The sequence below is a fragment of the Paraplanobispora siamensis genome (assembly GCF_016863175.1).
GTDB classification, from domain to species: domain Bacteria; phylum Actinomycetota; class Actinomycetes; order Streptosporangiales; family Streptosporangiaceae; genus Planobispora; species Planobispora siamensis.
This window is the reverse complement of record NZ_BOOJ01000028.1, coordinates 23,680-35,424: the sequence shown is the minus strand read 5'-3', so window position 1 is coordinate 35,424 and position 11,745 is coordinate 23,680. Positions and strand designations below refer to the sequence as shown.

Annotated in this window: 9 protein-coding genes; 3 read left to right on the top strand and 6 right to left on the bottom strand. The window is 73.0% G+C overall.

Annotated elements, in window-relative coordinates; translation table 11 throughout:
• Positions 1–3: 3 nt before the first annotated feature.
• From Psi01_RS16055 to Psi01_RS16045, 3 genes are read right to left on the bottom strand one after another with little or no spacing between them, the layout of a single operon-like run.
• Positions 4–1,863: an AMP-dependent synthetase/ligase gene (locus tag Psi01_RS16055; RefSeq protein ID WP_204064818.1), complete on the bottom strand. Its 1,860-nt coding sequence runs from the start codon at positions 1,861–1,863 to the stop codon at positions 4–6.
• Positions 1,860–2,699: an ABC transporter ATP-binding protein gene (locus Psi01_RS16050; RefSeq protein ID WP_239127751.1), complete on the bottom strand. Its 840-nt coding sequence runs from the start codon at positions 2,697–2,699 to the stop codon at positions 1,860–1,862. Before Psi01_RS16050 ends, Psi01_RS16055 begins: the two co-directional genes overlap by 4 nt.
• Positions 2,696–3,481, bottom strand: coding sequence for an ABC transporter ATP-binding protein (locus Psi01_RS16045; protein WP_204064817.1), 786 nt, complete (start codon positions 3,479–3,481; stop codon positions 2,696–2,698). Before Psi01_RS16045 ends, Psi01_RS16050 begins: the two co-directional genes overlap by 4 nt.
• Positions 3,482–3,633: 152 nt before the next feature.
• Here Psi01_RS16045 and Psi01_RS16040 point away from each other — a divergent pair, with 152 nt between their 5' ends.
• Together Psi01_RS16040 and Psi01_RS16035 are read left to right on the top strand one after the other, a co-directional pair.
• Positions 3,634–3,891, top strand: a complete 258-nt coding sequence (locus Psi01_RS16040; RefSeq protein ID WP_204064816.1) for a ubiquitin carboxyl-terminal hydrolase 14 — start codon at positions 3,634–3,636, stop codon at positions 3,889–3,891.
• Positions 3,892–4,076: 185 nt separating this feature from the next.
• Positions 4,077–5,330, top strand: a complete 1,254-nt coding sequence (locus Psi01_RS16035; protein ID WP_204064815.1) for a monooxygenase — start codon at positions 4,077–4,079, stop codon at positions 5,328–5,330.
• 127 nt (positions 5,331–5,457) lie between these two features.
• On the opposite strand, the gene Psi01_RS16030 is transcribed toward Psi01_RS16035, so the two are convergent.
• The 3 genes from Psi01_RS16030 to Psi01_RS16020 all read right to left on the bottom strand — a co-directional run bounded on the left by Psi01_RS16030 (position 5,458) and on the right by Psi01_RS16020 (position 9,371).
• On the bottom strand, positions 5,458–6,099 hold the full coding sequence (locus tag Psi01_RS16030; protein WP_204064814.1) for a pyridoxamine 5'-phosphate oxidase family protein: 642 nt from the start codon (positions 6,097–6,099) through the stop codon (positions 5,458–5,460).
• Positions 6,100–6,116: 17 nt separating this feature from the next.
• Complete coding sequence (locus Psi01_RS16025) at positions 6,117–7,784, bottom strand: cation:proton antiporter (protein ID WP_239127750.1); 1,668 nt, start codon at positions 7,782–7,784, stop codon at positions 6,117–6,119.
• A 159-nt stretch (positions 7,785–7,943) separates the two neighbouring features.
• Entirely contained in the window at positions 7,944–9,371 is a 1,428-nt protein-coding gene (locus tag Psi01_RS16020; protein WP_204064813.1) for a hypothetical protein, read from the bottom strand.
• A gap of 263 nt (positions 9,372–9,634) precedes the next feature.
• Between Psi01_RS16020 and Psi01_RS16015 the strand changes: the two genes are divergently transcribed.
• Positions 9,635–11,716 carry an ATP-dependent DNA helicase gene (locus Psi01_RS16015; protein ID WP_373872497.1) on the top strand — a complete coding sequence of 694 codons (2,082 nt, stop codon included), beginning with the start codon at positions 9,635–9,637 and terminating at the stop codon, positions 11,714–11,716.
• Positions 11,717–11,745: the final 29 nt, after the last annotated feature.

Here is an 11,745-nt window from a genome sequence, read left to right as displayed (position 1 = left end):
CCTTCATCGCTCCCGGTACATCCCTTCGACGAGGTCGGCGAAGAGCCTGGTGATCGCGCTCCGCTTGACCTTCTGGGTGGCGGTCAGCTCGCCGTCCTCGTGATCGAGCTCCTTGGGCAGCATGGCGAACCGCTTGACCTGCTCGGCCCGGGCGAACTCCTCGTTGACGCCGTCCACCACGCCCTGGACCAGCTCCCGCACCTCGGGCTTTTCCGACAGGTCGCGGTAGGTGGTGTACGGCAGGCCGCGCCGGCGCGCCCACTCCCCCACGGTGTCGAGCTCGATGCCGATCAGCGCGGTCAGGTACCTGCGCCGGTCGCCGACGACGACGGCCTCCTTGATGTACGGCGAGGCCTTGAGCGCGTTCTCGATCTCGCTCGGCGCGATGTTCTTGCCGCCGGCCGTGATGATGATGTCCTTCATCCGGTCGGTGATCCTGACGTGGGTGCCGTCCACCCACTCGCCGACGTCGCCGGTGTGCAGCCAGCCGTCGGCGTCGATCACCTCGGCGGTGGCCCGGGGGTCGCGCCAGTATCCGGCGAAGGTGCCCGGATGGCGGGTGAGGATCTCCCCGGTCAGCTCGTCGATCCTCAGCTCCACGCCCTCGTGCGGCTCGCCGACGGTGCCGAGCTTGATCCGGCCGGGGCGGTTGCCGGTGGCCACGGCGGTGTTCTCGCTCATGCCGTACAGCTCGTGCATGGACACGCCGATGCCCATGAAGAACTTGAGCACGGCGGGCGCGATCGGCGCGGCGCCGGAGGCGGCGTAGCGGACCCGGCGCATGCCCAGCCGCTCGCGCAGCGCGCGGTAGCAGAAGACCCAGCCGATCGCGTACAGCGTCCTGGTCAGCGGGGTGTGCGTGCCGCCGGTGCGCACCAGCGTGTCGCCGATCCGGTCGGCCACCCGCAGCCAGAACCGGGCGGTCGCGCGCTTGAGCGGCGAGGCCGACTCCAGCTTGATCTCCACCCCGGCCAGCACCTTCTCCCAGATGCGCGGCACCCCGAACAGGATCGTCGGCTGCACCTCGCGCAGGTTGGCCTGCACCGTCTCGATGGACTCGGCGAAGTTCACCTGCACCCCGGCGGCGGCGTTGAACCAGACGGTGAAGGCGCGCTCGGCCACGTGGCACAGGGGCAGGTACGACAGCGCGAGGTCCTTCTCCGACGGCGGCGGGGAGGCGAAGCCGCCGCCCTCGACCAGCCGCTGGACGGCGTACTCGATGTTGCCGACGGTCAGCATCACGCCCTTGGGCGGGCCGGTGGTGCCGGAGGTGTAGATCAGCGTGGCCACGTCGCCGGACCGGGTGGCGGCCATCCGCCGTTCGACGGCGTCCGGGTGCTCCCCGCGGTGCGCGGCCCCGATCTCCAGCAGCTCCCGCCAGGACATGAGCCGGGGGTCGCGGTAGTGCCCGCGGATGCCGCGCGGCTCCACGTAGACGATCCGCTCCAGGTCCGGGCAGCGGTCCAGGACCTCCAGGGCCTTGTCCACCTGCTCCTGGTCCTCGGCGATGAGGATCTTCGCCCCGGAGTGGGAGAGCAGGTAGGCGACCTCGGCGGGCGGGTTGGTGGGGTACAGGCCGACCGTGACGCCGCGCACCGCGACGATCGCCAGGTCGGAGTAGAGCCACTCGCGCCGGTTCTCCGAGTGCACGGCCACCCGGTCGCCGGGCTCGACGCCGAGCGCGAGCAGGGCGTGCGCGACGAGCTGGACGTTCTCCCAGTAGTCGGCCCAGGTGACCTCCTGCCAGATGCCGAGGTCCTTCTCCCGCATGGCGACCCGGCCGGGCGCGGCCCGGGCCCGTTCGCGGATCCGGGTGACGATGGTCGTGGTGCGCGTGTGCTCCTGCTCGCGCGTGAGCGTCATGGCGCTCCTCCCAGGTAGGCCTCGATGACCTTGGGGTCGCTCTGCACCTCGGCCGGGGTGCCCAGCGCGACCGGGCGGCCGAAGTCGAGGACGAGCACCCGGTCGGCCAGGTCCATGACCAGGCCCATGTCGTGGTCCACGAGCACGATGGGCACCCCGAGCTCGTCGCGGGCGTCGAGCACGAAGCGCGCCATGTCCTCGGTCTCCTCCAGGTTCATCCCGGCCACGGGTTCGTCCAGCAGCAGCAGCCGCGGCTCCATGGCCAGCGCCCGGCCCAGCTCGACGCGCTTCTGCACGCCGTACGGCAGGAGCCGGACGGGATGGCGGCGCCAGGCCGCCAGGTCGAGGAAATCGATGATGTCCTCCACCCGGGCGCGGGCGGCCAGCTCCTGCCGGCGTGCCCGGCCGAGCCAGAGCAGCGCCGACAGCGGGCCGTAGCCGAAGTGGTGGTGGCGGCCCAGCATGAGGTTGTCCAGCACGGTCAGGTTGTGGAACAGCTCCACGTTCTGGAAGGTGCGGGCCAGGCCCATCTCCGCGATCCGGTGCGGGGGCAGGCCGAGGATGTCCTCGCCGAGGAAGGTCACCCTGCCACGCTGGGGCCGGTAGACCCCGGACAGCACGTTGAAGACCGACGTCTTGCCTGCGCCGTTCGGCCCGATCACGGCGAACAGCTCGGCCGGGGCGACCTCGAAGGAGACTCCGTCGATGGCCGTGACCCCGGCGAAGGAGAGCCCGACGTCCTCGAACGTCAGCACCGGCGGCACGGTCCCGGGGGTGGCGTGCCCGGCGGCCGTCTCCACCCCGGCGGCCCCCGGCCCCTCTTCCCCGCCGGTCACGACAGCCACCTCTTCCTGCGCCGGTAGTGCTTGACCTCGCGGAAGGACTTGACCGCCCCCTCGGCGCCGAGGCCGAGGTAGAACTCCTTGATGTCCTCATCGGCCAGCAGCTCGGCCGCGGGCCGGTCCATGACGATCTTCCCGGTCTCCATCACGTAGCCGTGGGTCGCGATCGACAGGGCCATCGCGGCGTTCTGCTCGACGAGCAGGATCGTGGTCCCCTGCTTGTTGATCTCGACCACGAGGTCGCGGATCTGCCCCACCAGGGTGGGGGCGAGGCCGAGGCTGGGCTCGTCCAGCAACAGGTACCGGGGGCCGGACATGAGCGCGCGGCCCACCGCCAGCATCTGCTGCTCGCCGCCCGACAGATAGCCGGACACCCCCTTGCGCCGCTCTTTGAGCAGCGGGAAGAGCCCGTAGACCCGTTCCAGGTTCGCGGCCGCCTGCCGGGGCGCGGTGTGCGCGCCGACCTTCAGGTTCTCCTCGACGGTGAGCTCGGCGAATATCCGCCGGCCCTCCATCACCTGGCTGATCCCGCGCCGTACGAGCTGCGCGGGCAGCAGGCCGTGGACGGGCTCGCCGTCCAGGAGGACCGACCCCTTGGTGATCTCGCCGTCGTGCACGTCCAGCAGGCCCGACAGGGCGCGCAGCAGGGTGGTCTTGCCCGCGCCGTTCGCGCCGAGCAGGGCCACGACCGAGCCGGCCGGCACCCGCAGACTGACACCGCGCAGCACCAGCATCACGTCGTCGTAGACGGCCTCGAGGTTGCGCACTTCGAGCATCGGGCTCCCTGAGGTGTGTCCTAGGTCACCCCCGATGAAGCACAGAGTGAGTCACACCGCACCCCTGATCAATAGGTCCGGCGAGAGGTGTCCAAATTGGAACACTGCTCTGGCCGTACGATCGGCGGTGAACCGACAGCGTGAGGGAGAACATGTCCGCCTGCGAACACATCGTCACCGCCCAGGACCCGGCCGCGCGCACCTCCGACGGGTGCGAGGAGTGCCTCGCCATGGGCAGTCGCTGGGTCCACCTGCGCCGATGCCTGTCATGCGGCCATATCGGGTGCTGTGACTCCTCGCCGAACAAGCACGCCACCGCCCACTTCAAGGAGAGCGGCCACCCGGTCATCGCCTCCTTCGAGCCGGGCGAGAGCTGGCGCTGGTGCTACGTCGACGAGGTCATCGGCTGATCCCCGGGTCCCATCCGCGCCCTGCCGCCTACCTCCGCGGAAGCATCGCCTCCTCCCCCGGGACCAGACGGCTTTCGCCCTTCCGGCCGATGGAGGAGCGCCCCGGCGGCGGGAAGTCTGGAAGGCAGGGCGCGGCGGGGGCCTCCCCGCCGCGCGTGGCGGCAGTGGACAGACAGGGGGCGAACATGAAACGCACGATCCGGAGACCTGGACGGCGGGCACGGAGGCTGGGCGCGGTGACCGCGGCGCTAGCCGCCGTCGTCCTCGCCGCGGCGTGTTCGGGGGCGAGCACGACCGCCTCCCCGGCCCCGGGCGCGAGCGGCGGCCAGAGCGGCCCCAGCGGCCAGACCCACGACGGCCAGACCCACGACGGCGGGGTCCACGGCGGTCACGGGAGCTCCGCCACGCCCCCGCCCGCGGCGCCGCTGCGCGACTCCGAGCGGTTCGTCAACCTCACCCTGCCCGAGCCGTACACCCCGAAGGCGCCCTCCGGAGGGACCGACGAGTACCGCTGCTTCCTGCTCGACCCCGAGCTGGACGAGCGGGCCTTCCTCACCGGCAGCCAGTTCCTGCCGCAGAACACCGACCTGGTCCACCACGCGATCATCTTCCGCGTCGACGCCGACCAGGCCGAGAAGGCCGCCGCGCTCGACAGGCGCACCCCGGATGAGGGGTGGACCTGCTTCGGCGACGCCGGGGTCGGCGACGGCGCCTGGGTCGCCCACTGGGCGCCCGGGGCCGACGAGACCCTGCTGGACGAGAAGCTCGGCTACGCGATGCCGCCCGGCAGCAAGCTGATCATGCAGGTGCACTACAACCTGCTCGCCAGCGAGGGCAGGCCGGGCGGGAGCGACCAGTCGTCGATCCGGCTCCGCCTGGCCGACGGCGGGACCGACCGCACGCCGCTGCAGACCGCGACCCTCGCGGCCCCGGTCGAGCTGCCCTGCGCGCCCGGCGAGTCGGGCCCGCTGTGCGAGCGCGCAGCCGCCGTCCGCGACGTCGTCAAGCGCTTCGGCGAGCAGTCCCGCGGCTCCATCGACGGCCTCGGCCAGTTCTGCGGCGGGGGAGCGCCCCCGAAGGCCGGCCCCACCCAGCGGTGCGACCAGAAGCTCGAGGCGCCGGGGACGGTGTACGCCACCGCCGGGCACATGCACCTGCTCGGCCGTGCCATCAAGGTCGAGCTCAACCCCGGCACGCCCGGAGCCAGGACGCTGCTCGACATCCCCGACTACAACTTCGACGAGCAGGCCATCCGCCCGCTTGAGCAGCCGGTCGAGGTCAAGGCCGGCGACACCCTCCGGGTGACCTGCACCCACGACGCGGGCCTGCGCAAAAAGCTGCCCGCCCTGCGCGACCAGCCCGCGCGCTACGTCGTGTGGGGCGAGGGCACCAGCGACGAGATGTGCCTGGGACTGCTGGTCTGGTCCCCCCGAGCCTGACCGGTCACCGGCCCGGGCTCGGGGATGCGGCGAGGGGGCGGGAGGGTTCCCGTCCCCCGCGCCGGGCGTCATCGTGATGCTCGACGACGGTCCGCGACCCCGGCCCGCCTTCACCGCATCGCGGGTGTCAGCGGAGGTGGGGCGGGGGCTCGATGCCGGGGGGCAGAAGCGGGTCGGGGTCGAGGGCGTCCCAGACCGTGCGGAGCGGGCGGACGCCCGCCCAGAGGCCGAGCCCGGCGTCGGGGCCGTCGCCGTCGTCGGGCGGGCCGGTGCGGATCTTCACCGACGCCTCCCGGGTGCTCAGCGCCAGCAACGCGGTCGCCGCCAGCTCCTTGCGGCTGGGCCGCCGGGCGTAGTCCCACTGGCCCGGGGTGACGTGCTCGGTCAGGCAGCGCAGCCCGGCGAGCTTCTCCTCCGGGGCGGTGACCGGGCGCGGCACCCCGTAGATCATGGCGCAGCGGTAGTTCACCCCGTGCTCGAACACCGACCGGGCCAGCACCAGCCCGTCCACGTGCGTCACGGTGAGGCAGACGGTGGCCCCCGGCGCCTCCACCAGGCTCCGGCTGGCCACCGAGCCGTGGAAGTAGACCACCTCGCGGTCCGGGCTCAGGCCGTAGACGGTGGGCACCACCATCGGGCAGCCGTCGACGACGATCCCGAGATGGCAGACGAATCCGGCGGCGAGGACGGCGTGCAGATCATCGCGGTCGAGGCTGCCCCGCTCGCGGAGGCGGCGGTGCCGGGTGCGTTCGGTCTCGACGATCTTCATGGCGGCACGCTACCGATTCAGAACTGAAATTTCCACATCTCAACGGAATCCGCCGTCTCATCGGCCGATCGCAACGGACATCCCGCTATGGGGAGACCGGTCAGTCGCGGGCGAGGGTGGCCTCTTCGAAGTCGAGCTCGTTCATGATCCGGCGGAGCACCTCGTCGTCGATGCGGCGCTCGTCGCGCATCCGGACCAGGACCTCGCGCTCGGCCGCCAGCATCTCCCGGCGCAGCCGCCGGTAGACGGCGCTGGGCGTCTCCTCCCCCTCGAACCCGGTGCCGCCGCCCAGGCGCTCCCAGGCGGTGAGCGTACGGCGCTCGGCCCGCAGCCTGAGCTGCTCCACGACCTCCTGGTGGACGTCGGCGACGCCGTCGGCCACCAGTTCGTCCAGCCGGGCCAGGGCCGCCGAGGCGGCCGCCTGCTGGGCGCCGGCCTCGGCGAGGTTGTCGGCGAAGACCTCCTGCTCGGTGGAGACCCGCAGCCGCCGGATCAGCCAGGGGAACGACAGGCCCCTGGACCAGCAGCGTGCCGATCACCACGGTGAAGGTGAGGAACACCAGCGTCTCCCTGCCGGGCAGGTCGGGCGGGAGCGCGAAGGCGGCCGCGAGGGAGACCACCCCGCGCATCCCCGCCCAGCTGACGATCACCACGTTCTGCCAGGGGGGCGGCTCGGGTTCGCGGCGGCGCACCCGAGCGGACAGGAGCCTGGGCAGGTAGGTCGCCGGCGGCACCCATACGATCCGGACGAGCAGCGCGACGGCGAACACCGCCAGCGCCATGCCCAGCGGCTTCCACGGCTCCGACCAGTCGAGCGCGGTGACGATCGGCCACATCTGCAGCCCGATCAGCGCGAAGACGACGGACTCCAGGAAGAAGTCCATGACCCGCCAGATCGCGTCGGACAGCAGCCTGGTGCCGAAGCCGCTCCTGGGCAGGCGGTGCCCGACCACCAGGCCGACGATCACCACGGAGACCACCCCGGAGGCGTGCACGGCCTCGGCCGCGAGGTAGACCGCGAACGGCACCAGCAGCAGGATGGTGTTCTCGACCAGGGCGTCACGGATCATCCTCAGCATCCGCGACAGCAGCCAGGCGAGCACGACACCGATCACCACGCCGCCCGCGGCCGCGTAGACGAACTGACCGACCGCGCCGACCCAGGTGATCCCGCTCCCCACCGCGGCGGCGACGGCCACCCGGTAGGCGGTGAGCGCGGTGGCGTCGTTGAACAGGCTCTCCCCCACCAGGATGGTGACCACCTTGCGGGGCAGCCCCAGCCGGCGGGCCACCGCGACCGCGGCGACCGCGTCGGGCGGCGCCACGATCGCGCCCAGCGCGAAGGCCGCGGCCGGGTGCAGGTCGGGCAGGAGCAGGTGGGTGACCCAGCCGATCACCAGGGTGCTGAAGAGCACCAGCCCGACGGACAGGAGGATCACCGGCCGCAGGACCGTCTTCAGCCGCATGTAGGAGCTGTCGATCGCGGCGGAGTAGAGCAACGGCGGCAGCAGGACCAGCAGGACGATCTCGGGGTCCAGCTCGTAGGCCGGCATGAGCGGCGACAGCACCAGCCCCGCCACGACGAGCAGCAGCGGTGCGGGCCACCCCCTGCGTCTGGCGAGCGCCGCCACCGCTATGGCGATGACGGGCACCACCAGCAACTGCACCGCCGTCGCCTGATCCATCGCACCCCCACCGGTCGAGCAAGGTCAGAGTACGGGATCCCGGACCGGAGAGGATCAACCGGGAGGCGCCCCGCCCCTCATCCGCCGCCCGCCCACGGCGGCAGGCGGCGCCCGGCGGTCACCGAAGCGGTCCCCCCGGCGCGATCTCCCCGGCGTGCGTCACCAGTCGCGGCGGTCGTCGCGGTCGCGATCGCGGTCGCCGTAGCCCTGCTCGGGGCGGAGCCGTTCGCCGGTGGAGTGCGGCGGTTCCTGGATGTAGGGGCGCGACATCCCCTGGTCGGGCTGGTGCTCCTGCCGGGTGCGGAAGTTCAGCGGATCGGAGGGGTCCATGCCGCGCTGGTCGTAGCCGCCCTGCGAGCCGTACAGGTCGCGCAGGTCGGCCGGGTGACCGGCCGACTGGCCCGCGGGCCGCCGCGGGAACCCGTAGGGGTCGGGCTGCGCCGGGGGCGGATAGCCGTAGGGGTCGGCCTGGGCGGCGCCGTGGCCGGCCTGCCTGCCCTGGGCGGCGAAGCCGAAGGGGTCGGTGGAGTGGCCCTGCGAGGGGTAGGCGTCGGGGGCCGGCCCGTGCGCGGAGGACGGGAACTGCTCCACGTGGGGCGTGAAGGGGTCGACCGGGCGCTGCCTGCCGGCCAGCGGGGCGAAGGGGTCGACCTGGCGCTGGGCCGCGAAGGGGTCGGAGGCCTGGGGCGCGCCGTACTGGTCGGGAGCCTGGTGGGCGGCGAAGGGGTCGGGAGCCTGGGACGCGCCGTACTGGTCGGGGCCCTGATGGGCGGCGAAGGGGTCGGCGGAGTGCTGCGGCGCGGCGAAGGAGTCGGCCTGCTGCGGGGGGAAGGGCTCCGCCGGCCGCTGCGGCACGCCGTACGGGTCGGGCTGGCGGTGGGCGGCGAAGGGGTCGGGAGCCTGGGACGCGCCGTACTGGTCGGGACCCTGGTGGACGGCGAAGGGGTCACCCGCGGAGGCGTACGGCTGATCGCCCGGTCCGGCGGGCTCGGCGAGGTGGGGCCGCCCGTAGGGCGAGCCGTCATCGACGATCATGTTCTCGCGCGGGACCGCGTCGGCCGGGCCGTACCCCGCCCCGCGCTCCGGGAAGCGGTCCGGCGCGGGCACGGCGCCCCGGGCGACCAGGACGTCGTTGGGGCCCAGCGCCGCGGGCTGGCGCGGCTCCTCCTGCGGCGGGACTCCCTGCGCCAGGGCGGGATCGCCGTAGCCGGGCGGGGAGACCTGCGTGGCCGCCGGGTCGGCGTACGGCTGCGGCTGGGCGTGCGGCTGGGCGTAGTCCTCGGGGCGGGGGCGGGCGTATTGCCCCGTGCCGGGGAACTCTCCGGGGGCCGCGTAACCGGCGCCTTCGGCCTGCTCGTCCGCCTCGTCGGGGTAGCGGCCCCCGGCCTCGATGAACCCCTGGTCAAGGGTGTCCACCAGGCGGCCCACGTCGTCCATGGGCATGCGGAAACTTGCGGTGCACATCTCACCGCGCCACAGGCTCAGCACCAGTGTGCCTTCGTGCCACGTGACCCGGAGCACCCGCTCCTGGCCACGCTCGTCAAAGAACACCTCGCCGAACGACGGCAACGGGACAACTTCCGACATGGAGGACATAGTCTCTAACCAGCCTTTATTCGTCCACTCGACCTCTGGAAACCCTACCGAACCGGTCTTACCGTCCTCATCTTCAGCCCCAAGGGCACCGAAGGGAAGGGCCCCGGTCCGGGGTCTTGGGGTGGTGCGCGGCTGGGTGGTCCCGCCAGTGTGCCACGGAACGCGGGCCCCGGGTTCCGGAATTCCGGGACAGCTCCGGCGGCCTCGCGCGAGGCGACCGCGACTGTCGGGGGGAGCGGGTACGGTTGGCTGTCGTGCCGACCGACTCCCTCGTTCCCGCCGAGACGCCCGACGCGACATCCGGTGAGGACGCCTCCCGATCCGGCGACGACGCTTCCCGTGACAGGTCCGCCGTCTCCGCCGCGGACCTGCCCCCGGTCGACGAGCTGCTCGCCGCGGCGGTCAAGGCCGTCGGCGGGATCGAGCGCCCCGGCCAGATCGCGATGGCCAGGGCCGTGCAGCGGGCGATCGACTCGGGCGACCACCTGGCCGTCCAGGCCGGCACCGGCACCGGCAAGTCGCTGGCCTACCTGGTCCCCTCGATCCGGCACGCCATGACCTCGCAGGGCGCCGTCGTCGTCTCCACCGCCACGATCGCGCTCCAGCGCCAGCTCGTCGACCGCGACCTGCCCCGGCTGGCCCAGGCCCTGGGCGAGAGCCTCCCGCACGAGCCGACGTTCGCGATCCTCAAGGGCCGCCGCAACTACCTGTGCCAGTACAAGGCCAGCGCCGGCTGGCCCGACGACGAGCAGGACCAGCTGTTCGACCCGCGCGAGGTGAGCGCCACCGGGCGGATGGTCCAGCGCATCCAGGAGTGGGCCAACGAGACCGAGACCGGCGACCGCGACGAGCTGGTGCCGGGCGTCAGCGAGCAGGCCTGGCGGCAGTTCTCGGTGAGCGCCAGGGAGTGCCTGGGGGCCCAGCGCTGCCCGAACGGGATGGAGTGCTTCGCCGAGCTGGCCCGCGCCCGCGCCGGGGAGTCCGACGTCGTCGTCACCAACCACGCGCTGCTGGCGATCGACGCGATGGAGGACCTCCCGCTGCTGCCCGAGCACGACGTGGTCATCGTGGACGAGGCCCACGAGCTGGTCGACCGGGTCACCTCGGTGGTGACCTCCGAGCTGTCGGAGGGCACGGTCACCCTGGCCGTCAGCCGGGTCGGCCGACTGATCGAGCAGGGCGTCTCCGACCGGCTCATGCAGGCCGGTGAGGACCTCAAGGCGCTGCTGGCCGTCGCGCCCCCCGGCCGCCTGGACGACCTGCCCCAGGTGCTGGGCCTGACCCTCGCCCTGATCCGCGACGCGGCGTGGGCCTGCATCACGGCGCTGGGCCCGCGCAACGCCTCCGACAAGGACGACCCCGAGAGCGCCGGGTTGCGCAAGGCCGCCTTCACCGCGCTGGACGACGTCCACGACACCGCCCAGCGGATGCTCGACGCCTTCGGCCACGCCGCCGAGGTCGACCGCGCCGAGGTGGTCTGGCTGGAGGCCGGCACCGACCGCCGCCCGCCGATCCTGCGGGTCGCGCCGCTGAGCGTCGCCGGGATGCTCCGCGAGAAGCTGTTCGGCGACCGCACGGTCGTGCTGACCTCCGCCACGCTGGCGCTGGGCGGCGCCTTCGACGGCCTGGCCCGCCAGTGGGGCCTGGGTTCCGCCGACGGCGACCGGTCCGAGTGGACCGGCCTCGACGTCGGCTCTCCCTTCGACCACCCGCGCAGTGGCATCCTCTACGTCGCCAAGCACCTGCCCCAGCCGGGCCGCGACGGCCTGCCCGAGGCCTACCTGGATGAGATCACCGAGCTGATCGAGGCCGCCGGCGGCCGGACCCTGGGCCTGTTCTCCTCGATGCGGGCGGCCAAGGCCGCCACCGAGGCGCTGCGCGACCGGCTGAGCGTGCCGCTGCTGTGCCAGGGCGACGACTCCACGATGCTGCTGGTCAAGCAGTTCGCCGAGGACGAGCCGACCTGCCTGTTCGGCACCCTGTCCCTGTGGCAGGGCGTGGACGTGCCGGGCCCGTCGCTGCGGCTGGTCATCATCGACCGCATCCCCTTCCCCCGCCCCGACGACCCGCTCAGCTCGGCCCGCCAGCGCCACGTCGCGGCCAAGGGCGGCAACGGCTTCATGGCGGTCGCCGCCACCCACGCCGCCCTGCTGCTCGCCCAGGGGGCCGGGCGCCTGCTGCGCAGCCAGCACGACAAGGGCGTGGTCGCGGTCCTCGACCCCCGTCTGGCCACCGCCCGCTACGCCGGGTTCCTGCGCGCGTCCCTGCCGCCCTTCTGGTCCACCAACGACCCGGACACGGTCCGTCAGGCGCTCAAGCGCCTGACGGCGTCCTGAGCCCGGGCGCGCATTCTCCCCCGCCGCCG

Coding starts and splice junctions, on each gene's coding strand:
- Psi01_RS16025 (WP_239127750.1), bottom strand. CDS start 7,784: ATGGATCAGGCGACGGCGGTGCAGTTGCTGGTGGTGCCCGTCATCGCC.
- Psi01_RS16035 (WP_204064815.1), top strand. CDS start 4,077: ATGAAACGCACGATCCGGAGACCTGGACGGCGGGCACGGAGGCTGGGC.
- Psi01_RS16045 (WP_204064817.1), bottom strand. CDS start 3,481: ATGCTCGAAGTGCGCAACCTCGAGGCCGTCTACGACGACGTGATGCTG.
- Psi01_RS16040 (WP_204064816.1), top strand. CDS start 3,634: ATGTCCGCCTGCGAACACATCGTCACCGCCCAGGACCCGGCCGCGCGC.
- Psi01_RS16055 (WP_204064818.1), bottom strand. CDS start 1,863: ATGACGCTCACGCGCGAGCAGGAGCACACGCGCACCACGACCATCGTC.
- Psi01_RS16030 (WP_204064814.1), bottom strand. CDS start 6,099: ATGAAGATCGTCGAGACCGAACGCACCCGGCACCGCCGCCTCCGCGAG.
- Psi01_RS16020 (WP_204064813.1), bottom strand. CDS start 9,371: ATGTCGGAAGTTGTCCCGTTGCCGTCGTTCGGCGAGGTGTTCTTTGAC.